This window comes from Micromonospora sp. DT31 (assembly GCF_049841795.1).
In the GTDB taxonomy this organism is placed as follows: domain Bacteria; phylum Actinomycetota; class Actinomycetes; order Mycobacteriales; family Micromonosporaceae; genus Micromonospora.
Map to the genome: position 1 here is coordinate 96,948 of NZ_JBNCKZ010000010.1, position 22,697 is coordinate 119,644.

Here is a 22,697-nt window from a genome sequence, read left to right on the forward strand (position 1 = left end):
TGATGGAGGCCCCCCGATGAAACGAACGCCGCTCACGCTGGAACAGCTGCGCGTCGCGGTCAACGAGGGTGAGATCGACACGGTGGTGCTCGCCCTCACCGACATGCAGGGTCGCCTCCAGGGCAAGCGTTTCCACGCGCCCTACTTCCTCGACCAGGTCGTCGACAACGGCAGTGAGGGCTGCAACTACCTGCTCGCCGTCGACGTGGACATGAACACCGTCGACGGCTATGCGATGTCGAGCTGGGAGCGCGGCTACGGCGACTTCGCCATGCGCCCCGACCTGGACACGCTGCGCCGGACGCCGTGGCAGCCCGGGTCGGCGCTGCTGCTGGCCGACCTGGAGTGGCTGGACGGCTCCGGGCCGGTGGTCGCCTCGCCCCGGCAGATCCTGCGCCGGCAGCTCGACCGGCTCGCCGCGCACGGGCTGACCGCGTACGCGGGCACGGAGCTGGAGTTCGTGCTCTACCGCGACTCGTACGAGCAGGCCTGGTCGCGTGGCTACCGGGACCTGACCCCGGCAAACCAGTACAACGTGGACTACTCGCTGCTCGGCACCGCACGGGTGGAGCCGCTGCTGCGCCGCATCCGCACCGAGATGGCCGGTGCCGGGCTCACCCCGGAGAGCGCGAAGGGCGAGTGCAACCTCGGCCAACACGAGATCGCCTTCCGCTACGACGAGGCGGTGCGGTGCGCCGACCACCACGTCATCTACAAGAACGGGACCAAGGAGATCGCCGCCCAGGAGGGCATGGCGATCACGTTCATGGCCAAGCCGAACGAGCGGGAGGGCAACTCCTGCCACATCCACTTCTCGCTGCGCGACGCCTCCGGCTCGTCGGCGATGCTCGGCGACGGGCCGGCGCACCTGAGCGTGACCGGGCAGCGGGTGCTGGCCGGGCTGCTGGCCACCATGCGCGAGTTCAGCCTGTTCTTCGCGCCGAACATCAACTCCTACAAGCGTTACCAACCCGGCTCGTTCGCGCCGACCGCGTTGCGGTGGGGCACCGACAACCGCACCTGCGCGCTGCGGCTGGTCGGGCACGGGCAGGGGATGCGGGTGGAGAACCGGGTGCCGGGGGCGGACGTCAACCCGTACCTGGCGATCGCCGCGCTGGTGGCCGGGGCGGTGCACGGCATCGAGAACGAGCTGGAGTTGGCGGACGAGTGCACCGGCAGCGCGTACGACGACCCGCAGGCCGAGCGGGTTCCGACGACGCTGCGTGAGGCGCTCGACCTCTGGCAGGGCTCCGGTGTCGCCCCCGAGGCGTTCGGCGACGAGGTGGTCGCCCACTACGCCAACCAGGCCCGGGTCGAGCTGACGGCCTTCGACGCCGCGGTGACGGACTGGGAGCTGACCCGTGGTTTCGAGCGCCTCTGACGCTCGGCGCGACGCAACCCTCGGGGCGGGGGACGGGAAGGGAGACGCGCGTGGGTGAGGTGATCTCGCCGGTCGACGGGCGGGGGATCGGCGTCGTGGCGGGCTGCTCGGCGGCGGACGTGGACGCCGCCGTCGAGCGGGCGGACGCGGCGTTCCGGACCTGGCGGGACGTGGCGCCGGGGGACCGGGCGCGGCTGCTGCGCCGGTTCGCCGCCGAGGTCGACACGCACCTGGAGGAGCTGGCGCAGCTGGAGGTGCGCAACGCCGGGCACACCATCGGCAACGCGCGTTGGGAGGCGGGCAACGTCCGGGACGTGCTCGACTACTACGCGGGCGCGCCGGAACGGCTCACCGGGCGGCAGATCCCGGTGCCCGGCGGCCTGGACGTCACGTTCCACGAACCGCTGGGCGTGGTCGGGGTGATCGTGCCGTGGAACTTCCCGATGCCGATCGCCGGCTGGGGGTTCGCCCCGGCGCTCGCCGCCGGCAACACGGTGGTGCTCAAACCGGCCGAGCTGACCCCGCTGACCGCGCTGCGCCTGGCGGAGTTGGCGCGCGACGCCGGCCTGCCGGAGGGCGTGTTCACCGTGCTGCCCGGCCGCGGCGACGTGGTCGGCGAACGGTTCGTCACCCACCCGGCGGTCCGCAAGGTCTGCTTCACCGGCTCCACCGAGGTCGGCACCCGGATCATGGCCGGCTGCGCGGCCCAGGTGAAACGGGTGACGCTGGAGCTGGGCGGCAAGTCGGCGAACATCGTCTTCGCCGACGCCGACCTGGACCGGGCGGCGGCCACCGCGCCGTACGCGGTCTTCGACAACGCCGGCCAGGACTGCTGCGCCCGCTCCCGCGTCCTGGTCCAACGCCGGGTGTACGACCGCTTCCTGGAACTGCTCGAACCGGCCGTGCGGGCGTTGCGGGTGGAGGACCCCGCCCGGGAGACCGCCGAGATGGGCCCCCTGATCTCCGCCGCGCACCGCGACCGGGTCGCCGGGTACGTCGACGGCGCGGACGTGGCCTTCACCGGCTCCCGCCCGGACGGCCCCGGTTTCTGGTACGCCCCGACGGTGCTGCTCGCCGACTCCCCGGCGGACCGGCACTGGCGGGAGGAGGTGTTCGGCCCGGTCGTCTCGGTGTTGCCGTTCGACGACGAGGCGGACGCGGTCCGGCTGGCCAACGACACCGAGTACGGCCTGTCCGGCTCGATCTGGACCCGGGACGTGGGGCGGGCGGTGCGGGTGGCCCGGGCGGTCGAGGCGGGCAACCTGAGCGTCAACTCGCACTCCTCGGTGCGGTACTGGACCCCGTTCGGCGGGATGAAACGTTCCGGCCTGGGCCGGGAGTTGGGTCCGGACGCGCTGCACGCCTTCACCGACGTCAAGAACGTGTTCATCGGCACCGAGGAGTGATCGCAGTGCAGGGACGGCTTTCCGACCGGGTCGCCGTGGTGACCGGCGCGGGCAGTGGCATCGGGCTGGCGACCGTGCGGCGCTTCGCCGCCGAGGGGGCGCGGGTGGTGTGCGTCGACATCGACGCCGACGCCGGTGACCGGGCGGCGCGGGAGGTCGGCGGGGAGTTCGTCGCCGCCGACGTGGCCGACGAGGCGGCGGTCCGCGACCTGTTCGACGGGGTGGTGGCACGCCACGGCCGGGTCGACGTGTCGTTCCACAACGCCGGGATCTCGCCGCCGGACGACGACTCGATCCTGGAGACGGGGCTGGACGCCTGGGAGCGGGTGCTGCGGGTCAACACCACGAGCGTCTACCTGTGCTGCAAGCACGTCATCCCGCACATGCGCCGACAGGGCAAGGGCTCGATCATCAACACCGCCTCGTTCGTGGCGCTGATGGGGGCGGCCACGTCGCAGATCGCGTACACGGCGAGCAAGGGCGGGGTGCTGGCGATGACCCGGGAGTTGGGCGTGCAGTTCGCCCGCGAGGGCATCCGGGTCAACGCGCTGTGCCCCGGGCCGGTGGCCACCCCGCTGCTGCTGGAGTTGTTCGCCAAGGACCCGGAGCGGGCGGCCCGCCGGCTGGTGCACGTGCCGATGGGCCGGTTCGGCGACCCGACCGAGATCGCCGCCGCGGTGGCGTTCCTGGCCAGCGACGACGCCTCGTTCATGACGGCCGCGCAGTTCGTGGTGGACGGCGGCATCACCGGCGCCTACGTGACTCCCCTGTGAGCGCGAGGAGTGAGCCGGTTTTGCGAGCCCCGCAGTCGCGAACCGGAGTGGCACTGTGAGCGCGAGGAGTGAGCCGGTTTTGCGAGCCCCGCAGTCGCGAACCGGAGTGGCACTGTGAGCGCGAGGAGTGAGCCGGTTTTGCGAGCCCCGCAGTCGCGAACCGGAGTGGCACCGTGAGAAGGCCGGTCATCGGCATCACCGCGTACGTCGAGCCGGCCGGCTGGGCGGTGTGGCGGGACGTGCCGGCGACCCTGGTGCCGCACGCGTACGTCCGGTCGGTGACCGCGGCCGGCGGGCGGGCCGTGGTGCTGCCCCCGGACGACGTCGACGCCGACGTGCTGGGGCTGCTGGACGGGCTGGTGCTGGCCGGCGGGGCGGACCTCGGCCCGGAACGGTACGGCGAGCCGCCGGATCCGCGTACCGAGAGTCGGCCGGAGCGCGACGCCGGGGAGTTGACCCTGCTGACCGCCGCGCTCGCGGTCGACCTGCCGGTGCTTGGTGTGTGCCGGGGCATGCAGTTGCTGGCGGTGGCGTACGGCGGGCGGCTGCACCAGCACGTGCCGGACGTGGTCGGGCACGACGGGCACCGGCCGGCGCCGGGCGTGTACGGGTCGCATCCGGTGCGCTTCGCCGCAGGCAGTCTGGCCGGACGGGTGATGGCCGGGGTGGAGCGGGTCAACTCTTACCACCATCAGGCGGTGGCCGACCCCGGCGGCCTGGCGGTGACCGGCTGGGCCGACGACGGGGTGGTGGAGGCGGTGGAGGACCCGGCGCGCCGGTTCGTGCTCGGGGTGCAGTGGCATCCGGAGAACGACGACGATCCGCGGCCGGTCGCCGCGCTGGTGCGGGCGGCATGTAGTCAGGATCACACCGCCACGTGTGCCGACAGGTGACAGCGGCCTGGGGCCCGTCGGCGAACGGTGGATGATCGCCCGGGTCGCCCTGGCGCGCCGGTTACGCGAGGATGAGGTGGAGGTAACCAGCGTCGACGTGAGCGGGTGCGTTACGTTGCTCCTCCGCCCGGGTAGTAGGCGGGGACGGTCGGCGTAATGGCGCCGGCCGTCGTGGACATGGCCGGAGCGGGAGGCTGCATGGGCTCGGCCCAGGGGGGCGGGGGCGACGGCCGGTCGTCTCCGGCGGCAGCCGACGCGACGTCACTCCCACCGTTGTTGGCCGCGGCGTTCACCGCCGGCGGCGAGATGGGTGAGCGGCTGCGCGGCTTCGACTGGTCGACCACTCCGATCGGCACGCCGGACCGCTGGCCCACCGCGCTCTGCCACACGTTGAGCACGATGCTGGCGTCCCGCGCGCAGATCGTCGTCTTCTGGGGCGAGGAGCACCTGGCCTTCTACAACGACGCCTACCGGCCGACGATCGGCGCCAAGCACCCGGCGGTGATCGGGCAGTCCGCCCGGCTGCACTGGGCGGAGACCTGGGACGCGCTCGGCCCGCTGCTCGACGGGGTACGCGGCAGCGGCGTGCCCTACCGGGGGGAGAACCACCCCTTCGTGCTCAACCGGCACGGCTACCTGGAGGACGTCTACTTCGACGTCTCCTACGACCCGATCCGGGACGTCGACGGCACCGTCAGCGGCGTGTTCTGCTTCGTCAACGAGACCACCGGCCGGGTGTTGGGCGAGCGCCGGCTGCGTGCCCTGGCCGAGTTGGGCAACGAGCTGGGCGACGTGCCGAGCACCGTGGAGCTGGGCCGGGCCGTCGCCCGGGTCCTCGACGCCTACCGCGCCGACGTGCCGTTCAGCGCGATCTGGCTCTACGACGACGACGGGGCCCTGGTGCCGGCCGGCTGCACGGGGGTGGACCCGGCCACGGTGGCCGGCCCGCCGCCGGGGCTGCCCGAGGGCGGGCCGCTGACCGGGGCGCGCTGGATCGCCACCGCCGAGCTGCCCGGGGCGGTGCCGTCGGATGCCGCCGGTCGGGCGCTGCTGCTGCCGCTGTCCGCCACCAACGAGCCGGCCGGCGTGCTGCTGGTGGGCGTGTCCCGCCGGCTGACGTTCACCGACGACTACCGCGACTTCGTCGACCTGGTCGCGGCGCAGGTGTCCCGGGCGGCGGCCAAGCAGCGGGCGTACGAGCAGGAGCGCGCCCGCGCCGCCGAGCTGGCCGCGCTCGACCGCGCCAAGACCAACTTCTTCGCCAACGTGAGTCACGAGTTCCGCACCCCGCTCACCCTGGTCCTCGGGCCGCTGGAGGAAATGCTCGCCGACCGGGAGCTGCCGGAGCGCTACCTGGAGCGGCTGACCGTCACGCATCGCAACGCCCTGCGGTTACTGAAACTGGTCAACACGGTGCTCGACTTCTCCCGCCTGGAGTCCGGCCGGCTGGCGGCCCGCCACCAGCCCACCGACCTGTCCGACTACACCGCACGGCTGGCCAGCACGTTCCGATCCGCCACCGAGCGGGCCGGGTTGCGCCTGGTGGTGGACTGTCCGCCGCTGCCCGCGCCGGTCTACGTCGACCGGGACATGTGGGAGAAGATCGTGCTCAACCTGATCTCGAACGCGGTCAAGTTCACCTTCGACGGCGAGATCCGGGTGCGGGTGCGTGATGGTGACGGCGGCGCCGTGCTGGAGGTGAGCGACACGGGTGTCGGCATCGCGGCCGACGAGTTGCCGCAGGTCTTCGAGCGGTTCCACCGGGTGCCGGGGGCCCGCTCGCGTACCCACGAGGGCACCGGCATCGGCCTCGCGCTGGTCCGCGAGCTGGTCGAGATGCACGGCGGCACGGTGACCGCGCGCAGCGTCGTCGAGGGGGGCACCACCTTCGCCGTGACCGTGCCGTTCGGGTACGCCCACCTGCCCGCCGACCGGGTCGCCGCGCTCTCCCCGGTGCCGCTGACCGAGTCGGAGCAGGCCCGCCTCTACGTCGCCGAGACGGCGCTGTGGACCGACGAGGTGGCCCGCCCCACCGGGCTCCCGGAGGCGTCCGGCACGCCCGGCGGCGCCGGGCGCATCCTGCTCGCCGACGACAACGCGGACCTGCGGGAGCACGTCAGCCGGCTGCTCTCCCCGGCGTACGAGGTGGTGGCGGTGTCGGACGGCGCGGAGGCGCTGCGACTGGCCGCCGACACCCCCTTCGACCTGGTGCTGGCCGACGTGATGATGCCGCAGCTGGACGGCTTCGGGTTGGTCGCCGCGCTGCGCGCCGACCCGGTGACGCGGCACGTGCCGATCGTGCTGCTCTCCGCCCGCGCGGGCGCGGCCGAGGAGGTGGAGGGCCTGTCCGCCGGGGCGGACGACTACCTGACCAAGCCCTTCTCCAGTCAGGAACTCGTGGCCCGGGTCCGGGCCAACGTGGAGCTGGGTCAGTTGCGTGGGCAGATCATCCGCCGGCTGCGGACGCTCGCCGACGCCGCCGTGGCGATCAACACGGCCCGGTCCACCGCCGAGGTGGTGCGGGTGGCCGCCGAGCACGCGCTGCGCCTCGCCGAGGCCGGCCGGGTCCTGGTCACCACGGCCGGGGCCCGCCACGAGGAGGACGCCGGCGGTGACCTGCCCGCCGAGCCGTCCGCGGTGCTGCCGCTCACCGGCACCACAGGCGAGCAGCTCGGCGAGTTGCGGGTGTGGCGTCGCGAGGACGGCGGCGCCGAACAGGCGGCCCTGACCGAGTTGGCGCGGCTGGTCGGCGTGCGGCTGGAGAACGCCCGGCTGTACGAGGCCGAGCAGCGGATCGCCACCACGCTCCAGCACAGCCTGCTGCCGCGTACCCTGCCGCAGTTGCCCGGCGCGGTGGTGGCCAGCCGCTACCTGCCCGGCAGCGCCGAGGTGGAGGTCGGCGGCGACTGGTACGACGTGATGGGCACGAGCGACGACGATCTGGTGCTGGTCATCGGCGACGTGGTCGGCAAGGGTGTGCGGGCCGCCGCGGCGATGGGTCAGCTCCGCAACGCGCTGCGGGCGTACGTCCTGGAGGGCTACGACCCCGGCGAGTCGCTGACCCGGCTGAACCGGCTGGTCCATTCCGTCGGCAGTGGTTCCTTCGCCACCGTGGTCTGCCTCGGCTTCTCCCCGCGCACCGGCCGTATCCGGTACGCCAGCGCGGGTCACCCGTCACCGCTGCTGATCCGAGGAGACGATGTGGCGTTCCTGCACGATCGGGCCCTCGGACCGCCGATCGGGGCCATCCCGGGCGCCGGCTACCCGACCGCCGAGGGTGCACTGAGCCCCGGCGGCCGGCTGCTGCTCTACACCGACGGTCTGATCGAGGACCGGTCGGCGGGCATCGACGCCGGGCTCGGCCAGTTGCGGGCGGACGCGGCGGGCAGCCGCGGGCACGTCGCGGATCTGGTCGACGCCGTGATGGCCCGGGTCGCCGGCCGGTCCCGGCACGACGACGTGGCGGTGCTCGCGCTGGAGGCGGCCCAGCCGAACCGCTTCGCGTTGCGTCTGCCGGCCGATCCGACCCGGCTCAGCGTGTTGCGTAAGCGGCTGGAGGCCTTTCTCGTCGCCCACCAGGTAGGTGAGACCGACCTGTTCGACCTGACCGTGGCGATCTCCGAGGCGGCGGCGAACGCGATCGAGCACCCGGTCGACCCGGTCGACCCGACGATCGAGGTCGAGGTCACCATCGCCGACCGTACGGTGACCGCGACGGTCCGGGACAGCGGACGCTGGCGGGAGTCGAACGGGTCCAGTTTCCGGGGGCGTGGCCTGGCGTTGATCCAGGCGCTCGGGGAGATGAGCGTGAACCGCACCGCGGAGGGCACCGAGCTGACCCTGCGTCGCCGGCTGGTGGACCCGGACTGAGGCCGACCGGTCCGGGTTGCCGGCGGTAAAGCTTCGCAAATGGGGCAAGGCCAGTAGGATCGCCTCATGGACCGTGAGTCGTTTCGCGGCTCTCGGCGCAGCGACCGCGATCCCGTCGGTACGGCGTGGGCGGCGATGCGCCGCACCGGCCAAGCCACTGTCCGCCAGCGGCTGCTGCGACTGCGGTTGAGCGTGCTCGTGGCGGTGCAGTGCGGGGTGGCCGCCGCCCTGGCGTGGTGGGTCGCGAAGGATCTGATCAACAACCCGCAGCCGCTGTTCGCGCCCGCCGTCGCGGTCGGCACCATCGCCAGTTCGGTGAACCAGCGCTTCCGCCGCACGCTGCTGCTGATCGCCGGCGTGGCGGTCGGTATCACCCTGGGTGACCTGCTGGTCTCCTGGCTCGGGCAGGGGTACGTGCAGATCGGCGTCGTGGTGGCCGTCTCCATCCTCTTCGCCGTCTTCCTCAGCGGTGAGGGCTCGTTCATCACCCAGGTCGGCGGCAGCGCGATGGTGATCGCGGTCCTGTTCCCCGCCAGCAGCCACGTCGCGCTGCCCCGCTTCGTCGACGGCGTCGTCGGCGGGGCGGTGGGCGTCCTGGTCGCGGTCGTGGTGCTGCCCCTGAACCCGGTCTACCGCATCCGGCGGGCCGGCCGGCCCCTGCTCAACCAGACGGCCACCCAGCTGGAGCGGGTCGCCGACGCGGCCCGGCGGCGCGACGCCGACCTGGCCAAGCAGGTCCTCGACACGCTGCGCCACCTCGACACGTCGGACGTGGAGACCGCGATGTCGGCGGCTGTCGAGGTCGTGCAGATCTCGCCGCTGCGGTGGCACCACCGCAGCTCGGTGGAGGGCTGGCAGCGCGGTGCCCGGTTGATGATGCGGTCCCTGCTGCAGAACCGCGACGTGGCGCTGAACCTCGAACGGGCGATCCGGGCCGACGAGCCCGTTCCGCAGCCGCTCGCCGAGGCCGCGCAGTGTCTCGCCGACGCCGTGCGCTACGTCGGTACGGGCCGAGGGCTCTCCACAGGCGGGCCGACCCGTTCCCAGCGGGCCGCGATGTCGGCGCTGCGCCTGGCCCAGGCGGCGTTGAGCAGCGGCCTGCGCGTCAGCGGCATCAACGTGGCGAACGACGTCACCATCATCGCGGTGAACACGATCCGGGCCGGCGGGGTCAGCAAGCGCGACGCGGAGTCGTTGCGTCGCAGCCTCGCCCCGGACACCGCCGGGGAGCCGACGGACCGGCGCCACGAGCCGGAGCGCGGACATCGGGAACCCGATCCGCCCATGCCGCCGTCCCTCGGGGATTCCGGCTAGGGCGGGTGCCGCCGGGGTGGGGTCAGCGGCCGGCCAGCCAGTCCTGCTCGCCCAGGCCGGACACTTCCAGCACCCGCCGGACCTGCGCGGACGGCAGCACGGTCAACGTCGCCGGGAACCGCTGGGACAGCCGCACCACCGCGTGGATGGCGGCCGAGTCGAAAAAGGTGACCGCCCGCAGGTCGAGCGTGAGCGCCCGGGTGGGCTCGCGGAGCGCGGTCTGGAACATGGTGTCCGCGGTGGCCATGTCGACCTCGCCGGTGACCGCTACGTGTACCCGGTCGTCGTCGCCCTCCGCCGTCACGGAGAAGACGGGCGGTGCGCCCCCTTGATCCACGCAGCAACAATGGCACAGCGTTTGCGGCACGGCAACAACCTCCCAGGGCGTGGCTGTGGCGGGGAGCACACCGGCCTGCGGCGATAGGCTGAGCGCATGACCGTCCGTGCGCCGCTGACCCCCGGCACGCTCTCCCCGTGGCGAGCGGTCCCCGCCCACATCCCGCGCCCGGAGTACGTGGGCAAGAAGCAGCCCCGACAGTGGCGCGGCTCGCACGTGCAGACACCGGAGACCATCGAGAAGATGCGGGTGGCCAGCCGTCTCGCCGCGCAGGCCACCCAGCTCGCCGGTGAGCACTGCAAGCCTGGTGTGACCACGGACGAGATCGACCGGGTGGTGCACGAGTTCCTCTGCGACCACGGCGCCTACCCGTCGACGCTGGGCTACCGGGGCTTCCCCAAGTCCTGCTGCACCAGCATCAACGAGGTGATCTGCCACGGCATCCCCGACTCCACAGTGCTCGCCGCCGGCGACATCATCAACGTCGACGTCACCGCGTACCTGAACGGCGTGCACGGCGACACCGACGCCACCTTCTGCGTGGGCGAGGTGAGCGAGGAGGCCCGCCTGCTGGTCGAGCGGACCCACACGGCGATGATGCGGGGCATCAAGGCGATCGTCCCGGGCCGGCAGATCAACGTCATCGGCCGGGTCATCGAGTCGTACGCCAAGCGGTTCGGCTACGGCGTGGTGCGCGACTTCACCGGCCACGGCATCGGCGAGGCGTTCCACAGTGGCCTGTACGTGCCGCACTACGACAGCCCGCGCCCCACCGACGTGATGGAGCCCGGGATGACGTTCACGGTCGAGCCGATGATCACCCTGGGCACCTACCAGTACGACATGTGGGACGACGGCTGGACGGTGGTCACCAAGGACCGCCGCTGGACGGCGCAGTTCGAGCACACCGTGCTGGTGACCGACGACGGCTACGAGATCCTGACGCTGCCGTGACCGACACCCCGGCGGCGCTGCGGGAGGCGCACCACGCGGACGTGTCCGGCGGCTGGCTGCGGCCGGCGGTCTTCGGCGCGATGGACGGGCTGGTCACCAACATCGCGCTGATCGCCGGCGTGGGCGGCGGCGGGGTGTCCCCGCGCAACGTGGTGCTCACCGGCACGGCCGGCCTGGTGGCCGGCGCCATCTCGATGGGCCTCGGCGAGTACACAAGCGTCCGGTCGGCAAACGAGCAGGTCGCCGCGGAGGTGGCCAAGGAACGGCGCGAGCTGGAACGCCACCCGGAGGCCGAGGCCCGCGAGCTGGCCGACGCGTGGGTGGCCCGCGGGCTGCCCCGTGACCTGGCGACCCAGGTCGCCGAGGCGGTGCGCGCCAACCCGGAGGAGGCGCTGCGGGTGCACGTGCGGGAGGAGTTGGGCGTCGACCCCGACGACCAGCCCAGCCCGTGGGCGGCCGCCATCTCCTCGTTCGTCTGCTTCTCGGTCGGCGCGTTGGTGCCGCTGCTGCCGTACCTGCTCGGATTCACCAGCCTGTGGCTGGCGCTCGCCGTGGGCGGGGTGGGCCTGTTCCTCGCCGGGGTGATCGTGGCCCGGTTCACCCGCCGCGCCTGGTGGAGCAGCGGCCTGCGGCAACTGCTGCTCGGCGCGCTGGCGGCCGGCGCCACCTACCTGATCGGCGCGCTGATCGGTGTCGGCGGCATCGGCTGACCGTCGGCCGTCGAGGCGTGCGCCGCGGTGACTCAGGTGCCCCGGTCGCCGTTCGGGGCCAGCCGGAACACCCGGATCTCGCGCCCGCCGGCCCGCTCGACGTACGTGCGGTAGGCCGGCCACTCCTCGACCAGGCGGCGGAACAGCCGCTCCCGTTCCTCGCCGGTGACCTGCGCGGCGTTGACCGGGATCCGGCGTCCCTTCACGTCCACCTCGGCGTCCGGGTGGGCCATCAGGTTGAACGTCCAGGAGGGCTGCTGCTTCTGCCCCCAGTTGGAGCCGATCACCACGTAGGCGTCGCCGTCGGGGACGTAGACCAGCGGATTGCTGCGGGGCTTGCCGGACCGGCGACCGGTGGAGGTGAGCACCAGCGTGGGCACCAGCCCGAAGGCGACCACCCGGCCCTTCGTCAACCGGCCGACGAGCCGGTCGGCGGGGACGAGCAGGCGCATGGCGGCGCCGAACCACTGTTGGTGACCGAGGCGGCGGGTGAGGGATCCCAGGGCGGACATCCGCCAAGTGTGCCGCCCGTGCCGCGTCCCGTCACCCGCCGGACGGCCAGTCGACCGCAGGTCGCCCGCCCCGGGTCAGTCGAGCCGGCGCTCGACCGGCAGGCGGGAGCGGGTGAGCAGGGCCGCGCCGCCCATCGCCACCAGGGGCACCACCACCAGCACGACGAGCGTCAGGCCGGGCACGGTCACCGGGTACGGCGGCTGCACCGGCCAGGACTGCGCGTACCGCTGGTTGAGCGAGGCGAGGATGACCACCGCGGAGCCGAGCCCGGCGGCGATGCCGAGCACCGAGCCGAGCACCGCGATGACCCCCGCCTGCGAGAGTGACAGCAGTCGGCGCACCCGGGGGTCGGCGCCGACCGCGGCGAGGGTGGACATGTCCCGGCGGCCCTCGGCGGCGGCGAGGCCGGTGGCGACCGCGGCGGCGCCCAGCGTGATCACCGCCGAGGCGGCGGCCAGCAGGATCAGTAGCGGGCGCTGGTCCGACGGCGGTGCGGCGCTGGCCGTCCGCACCGTCAGCGGCCCGATCTCGTGCAGCTCGTCGGTGAGCAGTTCACCCTGCCGGTCGGTGGGTGTGCCCGGGTTGTCCACCAGGTAGCCCAACGGCACCGGCGCCAGGCCGAGCGCGTCGGCGGCGGCGGGGGAGAGGACCAGTCGGTCCACCGCGAGGCCGCCGCGCAGGACGTGGCCGGGCAGCAGCCGCGTCCGGCTCGGGATGCCGGAGCCGTCGTTGATCTCCACCCGGACGTGCCCGTCGACCATCTCCCGGGGGTCGGTGACGACCACGCCGCCTGCGGCGAGCGTCCGACGTGCGGCGGCCAGTTCGTCGGCGGGGGCGCCGGTGAGCGCCGGCAGAGCGCTGCCGTCGTCGACGAGTGTCGGCACGGAGACGTCGACCGGGTTCCGGAACGGGCGCACGCAGCGGGGGTCCTGCCGGGCCGAGACGGGACCGGTGTCGAACAGGTCGTACGGGCAGCGCTCCTCGGGCGGGCGCACCGCGACCGGGGCGCAGGATTCGTCCGGGCCGGCGGGGCGGGCGCAGTCGGGCGTGGCGACCGCCGCCACGGTCGCGCCCGGCAGCACCGCGCGCACCCGCTCGGCGACCACCTCCGCCGCCGGCAGGCCCTTGCCGGCCGGGCCGGCGTCCAGCAGCAGCATGTTCCCCGGCGGCAGCCCTGGCTGCCACATCGCGCGGGCGCGGGCGTCGTCGCTCGCCACGTAGACGCCGATCGCGACGCTGCCGGCGACCGCGGCCATGACCGCGGAGATGGCCGGTGCCGTGGCGGACCGGTTGCGGCTGGCGTCGCGCAACGCCAGCCGGGGTGTCAGCGGCAGCAGCCGTCCGGTCCGGGCCAGCCCGGCCACGAGCGTCGGCGTGCAGAACACCAGGCCGAGTTCGCCCAGGACGACGCCGGCCAGCACCCCGGTCGGCGAGGTGCGGTCGGCGGCGAACGCGGCGAGCGCGATGCCGGCCATAATGAGCAGCACCCCGAGTAGCGGCCAGCGTCGGCGCGGCCGGGCCGCCTCCCGCCTGCCGGCCAGTCCGGCCACCACGTCCTGCCGGGCCACCGTCCAGGCCGGCGTGAGGGCGGCCAGGACCCCGGCCAGCACGGCGGTGGCGGCGATCGCCGCCAGCGCGGCCGGGAAGACCCGGTACGCGCCGAAGCGCTCCTCGACCAGATACTGCTCGGCCAGCGGCCGGCCGGCGAACGCCGTGGCGATACCGAGCAGCACCCCGGCGGCGGCCCCGGCGGCGCCGAGCACCACCCCGTCGGCGAGGACGATCCGGCGCAGGTGCGCGGCGTCGCCACCGGCGACCGCGACGAGTGCGAGGTCCCGCCGACGGCGGCGCACGCCGACCGCGAAGGCCGGGCCGACCAGCAGCACCACCTCCAGCAGCCCCAGCCCGCCGACCAGCAGTCCGATGCCGGCCCCCTCGGCGTCGGGCATCGCCACGCCGTGCGGGAACACCTCCCGGCCGGGCAGCTGGTCACGGCTGGTGACCTGGATGCCCTGCTGGTTCAGCCGGTCGGCGAGCGCCGGTTCCAGTGGCCCGGGCAGGTCCACCAGCCAGCGCTGCTCGGCGCCGTCCCGCTCCGCGGCGGTCGCGGCCAGCGTCACGACCTCACCCAGGTTGTCCGGATACTCGATCACCCCGACCACCCGGTACGTGGAGCCGTCCACGCTGCGTACCGGCGCATCGATGCGGGTGCCCAGCTTTCGCAGCGCGGCCGGGCTGACGCCGATCTCGTCGGGGCGGGTGGGCGGCCGGCCCTCGCGTATGTTGGCCAGCGGCCGGACCAGCGGGTCGGTCAGGTCGAGGGCGCGCGCGTCGAAGGTGGTGGTGCGGCGGTCGATCCGCGCCTCGAACGGCATCCACCACCGGACCCGGGTGAGCCGGCTGCCGGCCGGCAGCAGCGGGCGCAGATCCTCGGCGGTGGCCGGACGGGTCCGGGGGATGTCGTTGCCGCCGGCCGGCCAGGCCCCCTCACCCCAGGCGTCCTGCGTCACCGGCGCGAGGCTGTTCCAGCGCAGCTCGATGTCGGCGCCGCCGAGCCGGCGTTCGACGCGTTCCGCGGGGGACAGCCTGCCCATGTCGTAGCTGACCGCGACGAAGCTCAGGCCGAGCACCGGCAGCGCGATGAGCGCCAGCACGAGCAGGGTGCGTCGGCGGGACCGCCCGGCCTCCCGGCGGGCGATCCGCAGCGCGGTCCGCCACGACCCGTAGGCGGTGGCGAGGCGGCCGCCGCTCACCGCCCGCTGCCGCTGAGCAGGTGCTCGACGCCGACCAGCGGGGCGGTCGAGTCGACCATCACCCCGTCGCGCAGGAAGACCACCCGGTCGGCCCAGCCGGCGTGCCGGGCCTCGTGGGTGACCAGCACCCCGGCCGCGCCCTCGTCCACCCGGCGGCGCAGCAGGTGCAGCACCGCCTCGCCGGCCTGGGAGTCGAGCGCGCCGGTCGGCTCGTCGGCGAGGACCAGCCGCCGCTCGCCGACGAGCGCCCGGGCGATCGCCACCCGCTGCTGCTGGCCGCCGGACATCTGGTCGGGGAACCGGTCGGCCAGGTCGGCGACCTCCACCTCGCGCAGTGCGGCCATGGCCAGTTGGCGGGCCGCGCGCACCCCGGTGCCGTCCAGTTCCAGGGGCAGTGCCACGTTCTCCACCGCGGTGAGGCTGCTGAGCAGGTTGAGGTCCTGGAAGACGTACCCGATGCGGCGGCGGCGCAGTCGGGCCAGCTCGCGGGCCGACCGTCCGCCGAGCGCCTCGCCCTCGACCAGCACCTCGCCGCCGCTGGGCCGGTCCAGCCCGCCGGCCAGGGCCAGCAGGGTGGACTTGCCGGACCCGGAGGGACCCATCACCGCGATCAGCTCGCCGGCCCGCACGGTCAGGCTCACGCCACGCAGCGCGTGCACGGCGGCCGCACCGGCGCCGTGGGTCCGGCGCACGTCCCGCAGTTCCAGCACCGCGTCGGTGGGGTTCATCCGTGCCTCCCGTGCCGGGTCACCGGCGGGCCTCGTCGCCGGCCCGGTCCACCGCCTCGGGGTGCTCGACCGGCCGGGCCGGCGGCGGGCGGTGTCGAACCAGGCTCGTCTCGCAGTGGTCGAGCCATCGGACCTCGGCCTCGGCCTGGAAGATCATCGCGTCCAGCACCAGCCGCCAGGGCAGGTCCTCCGGCTTGTCGCTGGAGTATTTCAGGCGGGTGTACTCCTGCAGGGCCCGCATGGTGGCGGTGCGCTGGTTCTGCACCACCGCGCGTACGTCGACGCCCGGGGTGGTCAACGCCAGCGCCAACTTGATCGCCAACTCGTCGCGGGGGCGGTCGCCGCGGCTGATCGGGGTGGCGAACCACAGCGCCAGGTCCGCCCGCCCGGTGTCGGTGATCTCGTACGGCCGCTGCCCGCTCTCGTTCTCCGGCAGCGGGCGCACCAGCCCGTCGCGTTCCAGCCGGGCCAGCGTGGTGTAGACCTGTCCGATGTTCAGCGGCCAGGTGGACCCGGTGGACTCCTCGAACGCGGCACGCAGCTGGTAGCCGTACATCTGGCCGCGTTCGAGCAGCGCGAGGAGACCGTGGCGGATGGACATGGGGACGAGTATGCATACCTGGTATGCGCTGCGCAACCGCAGCGCTCCACCCGGTGACCGCTGCCACGGTCAGGCGGGGCGGCCCGGGAACGGCACGGTGACCGGGTTCGCCCCGGCCGTCCGCCGCCAGCGGGTGGCGCGCAACGCGCAGTCGGTGAGCGCGGCGAGCGCGGTGTTCCGGTCGGTTCCGGTGCTGTGCGGCAGCGCGGCCCGCCAGTGGCCGGCGGTGCGCTCCTCGATCTCCACCGCCAGTCGCAACGCGCTGGCCCGGTCGGTCACCGGGTAGGGCAGCGCATAACCGGCCCGGTCGGCCGGCACCTGCCCGGAGCCCTGCGCGAGTTGGACCAGCAACGCGTCACGCCGGGACCGGTGAGCCGCCTCGGCGGCGCGGGCGGCGGTGCGGGCCGCGTCGGTCAGGTGCACGCCGATCACCCCGTACGCCCAGACCGCCGCGTACTCGGCCGCGAGCACGTCGGCGAGCGCGTCGGCCGGGCCGCTGCTCGGGTTCACTTCAGTGCCTCCACGTGGGTGGCCCGGGCCGCGGCGATGGAGCCGAGCAGCGCGGCACGCTCGGCCGGTGCGGCGGCGCAGGCCTTCGCCGCGTTCGTCCGGCCCTGTTGCTCCACCCGGCGCAGCTCGGTCAGCACCGCGGCCGGTGCGGTGGCGGGCGGGGCGGTGGTCGGGTCGACGGTCGGTGTGCCGGAGGGCGCGGGCCGGCCGATGACCCGGCGCAACTCCTCGGCGTGCGCCCGGTGCGCGTCGGCGATCGGGGTCAACCGGCCGGCCAGCGTCGGCGCGGCGGTGGCCGCCGCCCGGTGGCGGGCCTCCAACGCCAGCGCCTCGGCCACCAGCGGCTCCAGCGCGTCCGGCGTCGGCGGTTCGTCGTCCCGATCGAGAAGGTCACACCCGGTCAACGGCGCGGTCGCGCCGCCGAGTGCCGCGAGCGCCCCGGCGCGCAGCAGCCGGCGCCGGGAATGCCCCGCTCTGGCCTGGTCGGATGGTGTTCTGCCGGTCCCCACCCGACAGAGTCAACACCATCGGCGCCCCCTCGTGGGGCAGGGTCGTCGGTGCGCCGCCGGGGCCGCCCACGACGGCAAGCGTTACGCTCTGCGCAGCCACCGGGCGCGGACGCCCCGGGGGCGTGCCGGCATGGCGGTCCGCCGCCCACGCCGGGAGTGGACGACACGGTCACCGACCGTGGCAACAGCAGGAGAGGTGCGCCCCATGACGCAGCGTGGCCGTACCACCCGGTCGTCGGGGCCCGCGGGGCGGCCTCGCCGGTCCGACGGCCCCGGCGGCGCAGACCGGGGCGGCGCACCCCGCGGCGATCTCGCCAACCGCCGTGCCCGGCTGCGCGAGGTGATCGACCCGGTGGTCGCCGCCGCCGGCTACGACCTGGAGGACCTTTCCGTCTCCCGGGCCGGGCGGCGACACGTGGTCCGCGTGGTCGTGGACGCCGACGGCGGGATCAACCTGGACGCCGTGGCGGACATCTCCCGGGCGGTCTCGGCGGCGCTGGACGCGGCCGAGGAGGCCGGCGGGGACATCGTGGCCGGCGAGTACCAGTTGGAGGTCAGCTCGCCAGGCGTGGACCGTCCGCTCACGCTGCCCCGGCACTGGCGACGTAACGCGGGCCGACTGGTCAAGGTCACCGTTCGCGGGGAGGCCGGCGACCGCCAGCTCACCGGCCGGATCACGGCCGCCGACGACGAGCGTGTGGTGCTGGAGACCGACGCCGGCCCCGCCGCACACCCGTATGCCGACCTCGGCCCCGGCCGCGTCCAGGTGGAGTTCAACCGCCTGGACGACCTGGCCGACGAGGACTTCGGTGACGACACCGACACCGACACCGAAACTGACGACGAAGATCTGGAGGACGAGGAGAGGTGAACATCGACCTCGCGGCGCTGCGCGCCCTGGAGCGCGAGCGGGAGATCCCGTTCGACACGATCCTCGCGGCGATCGAGACCGCGTTGCTGACCGCCTACCGGCACACCGACGGCGCCGAGCCGCACGCCCGGGTGGAGATCGACCGTAAGAGCGGGACCGCCTCGGTCTACGCGCAGGAGATGGACGCCGACGGCACGGTGGCCCGGGAGTGGGACGACACCCCCCACGACTTCGGGCGGATCGCCGCGATGACCGCCAAGCAGGTCATCCTCCAGCGGCTGCGGGAGGCCACCGACGAGGTGCACTTCGGCGAGTACGCCGGGCGCGACGGTGACCTGGTCACCGGCGTGGTGCAGGCCCACGAGGCCCGCCGGGAGAAGGGCATCATCACCGTCGACCTGGGCAAGCTGGAGGGCGTCCTGCCCCAGTCCGAGCAGGTCCCGGGTGAGGATCCGCAGCACGGCGAGCGGATCCGCTGCGTGGTGGTGCACGTGGCCAAGGGCATGCGCGGGCCGCAGATCACGTTGTCCCGGTCGCATCCGGCGCTGGTGAAGAAGTTGTTCGCGCTGGAGGTGCCGGAGATCGCCGACGGCACCGTGGAGATCGGTGCCATCGCGCGTGAGGCAGGTCACCGCACGAAGATCGCCGTGCGTTCGACGGTGCCCGGCGTCAACGCCAAGGGCGCCTGCATCGGGCCGATGGGGCAGCGGGTCCGGGCCGTGATGAGCGAGCTGCACGGCGAGAAGATCGACATCATCGACTGGTCGGACGATCCGGCCACCTTCGTCGGCAACGCGCTCTCGCCGGCCAAGGCCCTGCGGGTCGATGTGGTCGACCTGGCCACCCGCGCCGCCCGGGTCACCGTGCCGGACTTCCAGCTCTCCCTGGCGATCGGCCGGGAGGGGCAGAACGCCCGGCTCGCCGCCCGGTTGACCGGTTGGCGGATCGATATCCGGTCGGACGCGGAGACCGCCGGCCGGGGCGGATCTGATCACGTACCCGAGCCGGGCGGAGCGATCTCGGGCAGCTAGGGGTAGACTTTCTCAGTGGTACGACGCGCGCTACCGGAGCGCACCTGTGTGGGCTGCCGGAAACGAGCGCCGGCCAGCGAGTTGTTGCGGGTTGTCGCGGTCGATGACGAGGCTGGTCAGACCAGCCTTCGGCCGGATCCGGCCCGCAGACTGCCGGGTCGGGGAGCGAACATGCACCCTGATCCGGCCTGCTTCGCGCAGGCGGTGCGGCGCCGCGCCTTCGGGCGAGCTCTGCGCATCACCGCGGTCCCGGACCACGGCGCGCTCGCGGAGCACGTCGACGCGCAACCCCCGACGACCGGTCAACCCGACCGGTCGAGGGTCGCTAGCAAGGTAGGACGACCGACATGAGCACACGATGAAGTCGCAGAAATGACCAGGCTTCAAGTGCACGAGTGAGGTCGCTGCGGGTGCTGCCCGCACGACCTCGGAGTGAGGAGTGCAGTGGCAGGAAAGGCCCGCGTACACGAGCTTGCCAAAGAGCTCGGGGTCGAAAGCAAGACCGTTCTCGCCAAGCTCAAGGAGATGGGCGAGTTCGTGAAGTCCGCGTCCAGCACCGTCGAGGCGCCTGTCGCCCGACGGCTGCGTAACGCGTTCGTGGCGTCCGCCGGTTCCCCGGCGCCCGCCGCCCCGCCGGCAGCCGCTCCCAGCGGCCCGGCACCGACCCCGACGCCCAACCCGACCCCGGGCGCACCCCGGGTCTCGGCCAGGCCGATGCCGCCGCGGCGTCCGTCCGGCCCGACCCCTGGACCGAAGCCCAAGGGCCCGGTCCCCGGCCCGCCGCAGCCGGCGACCCCGGTCGCCAAGCCGGCGAGCGCGCACGACATCGAAGTGGCGGCCGCCGAGGCGCGCGCCGCCGCGCTGAAGGCTGAGCAGGAGGCCGCGGTCAAGGCCGCCCAGGCCGCCCGCCAGCAGCAGCGGGAGGCGCCCCGCCGGGAACCTCCGGCCGAGGGCGGTGCCCGTCCCGGTCCGCGTCCCGGCCCCAACGCCATGCCGCCGCGTCCGGGTTCCCCGGCCGCCGGTCGGCCCGGCGGTCCGGGTCAGGGCCAGGGCCCCGGTGCCCGTCCCGGCGGTCGTCCGCCGGCGCGCGGCGCCGGTAACAACCCGTTCGGTATCCAGGGCGGTCAGCAGCGGCCGCCGGCCGCCGGTGCGGCCGGTCCCCGGCCCAGCCCGGCCGGCATGCCGCCGCGGCCCAGCCCGGCGTCCATGCCGCCGCGGCCCAGCCCGGCGTCCATGCCGAGCCAGCGCCCGACCACCGGCCGCCCAGGCGGCCCCGGTGGCGGTCGTGGCGGCCCCGGTGGCGGCGCGGGTCGCCCCGGTGGTGGCGCCGGCGGTGGCGGTGGCTACCGCGGCGGTCCCGGTGGTGGCGCCGGCGGTGGCGGTGGCTACCGCGGTGGTCCCGGTGGTGGCGCCGGCGGTGGCGGTGGCTACCGCGGTGGTCCCGGTGGTGGCGGCGGCGCACCCGGCGGTGGTTTCCGCCCGGGTGGCCCGGTCGGCGGTGGCCGTCCGGGTGGTGGCGGTCGTGGCCGTGGCGGCGGCGCCGCGGGTGCCTTCGGGCGTCCGGGTGGCCGGCCGACCCGCGGTCGCAAGTCCAAGAAGCAGCGCAGACAGGAGTTCGACAACCTGTCGGCCCCGACCATGTCCTCGGGTGCCCCCCGCGGTCAGGGTCAGGTCGTCCGGTTGTCCCGTGGCGCCTCGCTGTCGGACTTCGCCGACCGGATCAACGCCAACCCGGGTTCGCTGGTCCAGGAGATGTTCAACCTGGGCGAGATGGTGACCGCGACCCAGTCGTGTTCCGACGAGACCCTGCAGCTGCTGGGTGAGCACCTCGGCTTCGACGTGCAGATCGTCAGCCCGGAGGACGAGGACCGTGAGCTGCTCGCGCAGTTCAACATCGACCTCGACGCCGCGGTCGCGGCCGACCGCCTGGTCAGCCGTGCGCCGGTGGTGACCGTCATGGGTCACGTCGACCACGGTAAGACCAAGCTGCTCGACGCGATCCGCAAGGCGAACGTGGTGGCCGGCGAGGCGGGTGGCATCACCCAGCACATCGGCGCCTATCAGGTCCACGTCCCGCACGAGGGCGTAGACCGCGCGGTGACGTTCATCGACACTCCGGGTCACGAGGCGTTCACCGCCATGCGTGCCCGTGGCGCCCAGGTCACGGACATCGTGATCCTGGTCGTGGCGGCGGACGACGGCGTGATGCCGCAGACCATCGAGGCGCTCAACCACGCCAAGGCGGCGGACGTGCCGATCGTGGTCGCGGTGAACAAGGTCGACAAGCCCGAGGCGAACCCGGACAAGGTCCGCCAGCAGCTGACCGAGTACGGCCTGGTCGCCGAGGAGTACGGCGGCGAGACCATGTTCGTCAACGTGGCGGCCAAGCCCGGTATCGGCATCGAGGAACTGCTCGAGGCCGTGCTGCTGACCGCCGACGCGTCGCTGGAGCTGACCGCTGCGATCGACGGGCCGGCGCAGGGTGTGGCCATCGAGGCGCACCTGGACAAGGGCCGTGGCGCGGTGGCGACCGTGCTGGTGCAGAAGGGCACCCTGCGGGCCGGCGACTCGATCGTCGCCGGTGGGGCGCACGGCCGGGTCCGGGCCATGCTGGACGAGAACGGCAAGCCGGTCGATTCGGCCGGTCCGGCGCGTCCGGTCATGGTGCTGGGTCTGACCACGGTGCCGGGTGCGGGTGACACCTTCCTGGCCGCCGCGGACGACCGGACCGTGCGGCAGATCGCCGAGCAGCGTCAGGCGCGGCGACGGGCGGCGTCCTTCGCCAACTCCCGTGGCCGGGCCACCCTCGAAACGCTCATGGAGCAGCTCAAGGAGGGCGAGAAGACCTCGCTCAACCTGGTGCTCAAGGGCGACGTCTCCGGTTCCGTGGAGGCGCTCGAGGACGCGCTGTTCAACCTGGACATCCCGGAGGAGGTCCAGCTTCGGATCATCCACCGGGGCGTGGGTGCGATCACCGAGAGCGACGTCATGCTCGCGAGCGCCTCGTCCGAGGCGGTCACGATCATCGGCTTCAACGTGCGGGCCTCCAACAAGGTCCGCGAGATGGCCGACCGCGAGGGTGTGGAGATCCGGTACTACGCCGTCATCTACCAGGCCATCGAGGAGATCGACGCCGCGCTCAAGGGTCTGCTCAAGCCGGAGTACGAGGAGGTCGAGCTGGGCACCGCGGAGATCCGCGACGTCTTCCGCTCGTCCAAGATCGGCAACATCTCCGGCTGTATCGTCCGGTCCGGCCTCATCCGCCGCAACGCCAAGGCGCGGCTGCTGCGGGACGGGGCGGTCGTGGCGGACAACCTCACGATCAGCTCCCTGAAGCGGTTCAAGGACGACGCCACCGAGGTCCGCGAGGGCTTCGAGTGTGGTCTGACGCTGAGCGGCTACAACAACGTCCAGGTCGGCGACGTCATCGAGACGTTCGAGATGCGGGAGAAGCCCCGCGCCTGAGCGATGTCACGTGTGTGACCGGTTGACGGCCGGGGCCTTCGGGCCCCGGCCGTCGCCGTCCGCGCGGGCTGCGACAAT

The 22,697-nt window shown here is 73.7% G+C and carries 19 protein-coding genes; 12 read left to right on the forward strand and 7 right to left on the reverse strand.

Features of this window, described 5'->3' with window-relative positions; genetic code table 11:
- Window positions 1–16 precede the first annotated feature (16 nt).
- The 6 genes from ACLQ2X_RS18370 (at window position 17) to ACLQ2X_RS18395 (ending at window position 9,637) form a co-directional block, all read left to right on the forward strand.
- Complete coding sequence (locus ACLQ2X_RS18370; RefSeq protein ID WP_425682258.1) at window positions 17–1,381, forward strand: glutamine synthetase family protein; 1,365 nt, start codon at window positions 17–19, stop codon at window positions 1,379–1,381.
- A 50-nt stretch (window positions 1,382–1,431) separates the two neighbouring features.
- Window positions 1,432–2,787 (forward strand): aldehyde dehydrogenase family protein, encoded by a 1,356-nt coding sequence (locus tag ACLQ2X_RS18375; RefSeq protein ID WP_425682259.1) that lies wholly within the window; start codon window positions 1,432–1,434, stop codon window positions 2,785–2,787.
- A 5-nt stretch (window positions 2,788–2,792) separates the two neighbouring features.
- Entirely contained in the window at window positions 2,793–3,560 is a 768-nt protein-coding gene (locus ACLQ2X_RS18380) for a 3-oxoacyl-ACP reductase (RefSeq protein ID WP_425682260.1), read from the forward strand.
- Between the two features lie 173 nt (window positions 3,561–3,733).
- Window positions 3,734–4,453: a gamma-glutamyl-gamma-aminobutyrate hydrolase family protein gene (locus ACLQ2X_RS18385; RefSeq protein WP_425682261.1), complete on the forward strand. Its 720-nt coding sequence runs from the start codon at window positions 3,734–3,736 to the stop codon at window positions 4,451–4,453.
- A gap of 198 nt (window positions 4,454–4,651) precedes the next feature.
- On the forward strand, window positions 4,652–8,323 hold the full coding sequence (locus tag ACLQ2X_RS18390; protein WP_425682262.1) for a SpoIIE family protein phosphatase: 3,672 nt from the start codon (window positions 4,652–4,654) through the stop codon (window positions 8,321–8,323).
- A gap of 66 nt (window positions 8,324–8,389) precedes the next feature.
- Complete coding sequence (locus tag ACLQ2X_RS18395) at window positions 8,390–9,637, forward strand: FUSC family protein (protein ID WP_425682263.1); 1,248 nt, start codon at window positions 8,390–8,392, stop codon at window positions 9,635–9,637.
- Between the two features lie 22 nt (window positions 9,638–9,659).
- Here ACLQ2X_RS18395 and ACLQ2X_RS18400 read toward each other — a convergent pair whose 3' ends face one another.
- Window positions 9,660–9,974 carry an STAS domain-containing protein gene (locus ACLQ2X_RS18400; protein ID WP_425682264.1) on the reverse strand — a complete coding sequence of 105 codons (315 nt, stop codon included), beginning with the start codon at window positions 9,972–9,974 and terminating at the stop codon, window positions 9,660–9,662.
- A 96-nt stretch (window positions 9,975–10,070) separates the two neighbouring features.
- Between ACLQ2X_RS18400 and map the strand changes: the two genes are divergently transcribed.
- On the forward strand, window positions 10,071–10,928 hold the full coding sequence (gene map / locus ACLQ2X_RS18405; protein WP_425682265.1) for a type I methionyl aminopeptidase: 858 nt from the start codon (window positions 10,071–10,073) through the stop codon (window positions 10,926–10,928).
- Window positions 10,925–11,638 carry a VIT1/CCC1 transporter family protein gene (locus ACLQ2X_RS18410; RefSeq protein ID WP_425682266.1) on the forward strand — a complete coding sequence of 238 codons (714 nt, stop codon included), beginning with the start codon at window positions 10,925–10,927 and terminating at the stop codon, window positions 11,636–11,638. Before map ends, ACLQ2X_RS18410 begins: the two co-directional genes overlap by 4 nt.
- Before the next feature lie 32 nt (window positions 11,639–11,670).
- Here ACLQ2X_RS18410 and ACLQ2X_RS18415 read toward each other — a convergent pair whose 3' ends face one another.
- From ACLQ2X_RS18415 to ACLQ2X_RS18440, 6 genes are all read right to left on the reverse strand, one after another.
- Window positions 11,671–12,150 carry a nitroreductase family deazaflavin-dependent oxidoreductase gene (locus ACLQ2X_RS18415; RefSeq protein WP_425682267.1) on the reverse strand — a complete coding sequence of 160 codons (480 nt, stop codon included), beginning with the start codon at window positions 12,148–12,150 and terminating at the stop codon, window positions 11,671–11,673.
- Between the two features lie 75 nt (window positions 12,151–12,225).
- Entirely contained in the window at window positions 12,226–14,904 is a 2,679-nt protein-coding gene (locus tag ACLQ2X_RS18420; protein WP_425682268.1) for an FtsX-like permease family protein, read from the reverse strand.
- Window positions 14,901–15,632, reverse strand: coding sequence for an ABC transporter ATP-binding protein (locus tag ACLQ2X_RS18425; protein WP_425682269.1), 732 nt, complete (start codon window positions 15,630–15,632; stop codon window positions 14,901–14,903). The genes ACLQ2X_RS18420 and ACLQ2X_RS18425 overlap by 4 nt, the downstream gene beginning before the upstream one ends.
- A 19-nt stretch (window positions 15,633–15,651) precedes the next feature.
- Window positions 15,652–16,233 carry a PadR family transcriptional regulator gene (locus ACLQ2X_RS18430; RefSeq protein ID WP_425682270.1) on the reverse strand — a complete coding sequence of 194 codons (582 nt, stop codon included), beginning with the start codon at window positions 16,231–16,233 and terminating at the stop codon, window positions 15,652–15,654.
- Between the two features lie 69 nt (window positions 16,234–16,302).
- A complete protein-coding gene (locus ACLQ2X_RS18435) occupies window positions 16,303–16,743 on the reverse strand; it encodes a ferritin-like domain-containing protein (RefSeq protein ID WP_425682271.1) in 441 nt (146 codons plus the stop codon).
- A complete protein-coding gene (locus ACLQ2X_RS18440) occupies window positions 16,740–17,195 on the reverse strand; it encodes a hypothetical protein (protein ID WP_425682373.1) in 456 nt (151 codons plus the stop codon). Before ACLQ2X_RS18440 ends, ACLQ2X_RS18435 begins: the two co-directional genes overlap by 4 nt.
- A 262-nt stretch (window positions 17,196–17,457) precedes the next feature.
- Between ACLQ2X_RS18440 and rimP the strand changes: the two genes are divergently transcribed.
- The 4 genes from rimP to infB all read left to right on the forward strand — a co-directional run bounded on the left by rimP (window position 17,458) and on the right by infB (window position 22,619).
- Window positions 17,458–18,123 (forward strand): ribosome maturation factor RimP, encoded by a 666-nt coding sequence (rimP, locus tag ACLQ2X_RS18445; protein ID WP_425682272.1) that lies wholly within the window; start codon window positions 17,458–17,460, stop codon window positions 18,121–18,123.
- Window positions 18,120–19,154, forward strand: a complete 1,035-nt coding sequence (gene nusA / locus ACLQ2X_RS18450) for a transcription termination factor NusA (RefSeq protein ID WP_425682273.1) — start codon at window positions 18,120–18,122, stop codon at window positions 19,152–19,154. Before rimP ends, nusA begins: the two co-directional genes overlap by 4 nt.
- A gap of 15 nt (window positions 19,155–19,169) precedes the next feature.
- Window positions 19,170–19,505 carry a YlxR family protein gene (locus ACLQ2X_RS18455; RefSeq protein ID WP_425682274.1) on the forward strand — a complete coding sequence of 112 codons (336 nt, stop codon included), beginning with the start codon at window positions 19,170–19,172 and terminating at the stop codon, window positions 19,503–19,505.
- A gap of 93 nt (window positions 19,506–19,598) precedes the next feature.
- A complete protein-coding gene (infB, locus tag ACLQ2X_RS18460) occupies window positions 19,599–22,619 on the forward strand; it encodes a translation initiation factor IF-2 (protein WP_425682275.1) in 3,021 nt (1,006 codons plus the stop codon).
- Window positions 22,620–22,697: the final 78 nt, after the last annotated feature.

Bases quoted from the DNA above. Each gene is read 5' to 3' on its own strand.
- ACLQ2X_RS18370 (WP_425682258.1), top strand. From the start codon at position 17: ATGAAACGAACGCCGCTCACGCTGGAACAGCTGCGCGTCGCGGTCAAC.
- ACLQ2X_RS18390 (WP_425682262.1), top strand. From the start codon at position 4,652: ATGGGCTCGGCCCAGGGGGGCGGGGGCGACGGCCGGTCGTCTCCGGCG.
- ACLQ2X_RS18395 (WP_425682263.1), top strand. From the start codon at position 8,390: ATGGACCGTGAGTCGTTTCGCGGCTCTCGGCGCAGCGACCGCGATCCC.
- map (WP_425682265.1), top strand. From the start codon at position 10,071: ATGACCGTCCGTGCGCCGCTGACCCCCGGCACGCTCTCCCCGTGGCGA.
- ACLQ2X_RS18415 (WP_425682267.1), bottom strand. From the start codon at position 12,150: ATGTCCGCCCTGGGATCCCTCACCCGCCGCCTCGGTCACCAACAGTGG.
- ACLQ2X_RS18425 (WP_425682269.1), bottom strand. From the start codon at position 15,632: ATGAACCCCACCGACGCGGTGCTGGAACTGCGGGACGTGCGCCGGACC.
- ACLQ2X_RS18430 (WP_425682270.1), bottom strand. From the start codon at position 16,233: ATGTCCATCCGCCACGGTCTCCTCGCGCTGCTCGAACGCGGCCAGATG.
- rimP (WP_425682272.1), top strand. From the start codon at position 17,458: ATGACGCAGCGTGGCCGTACCACCCGGTCGTCGGGGCCCGCGGGGCGG.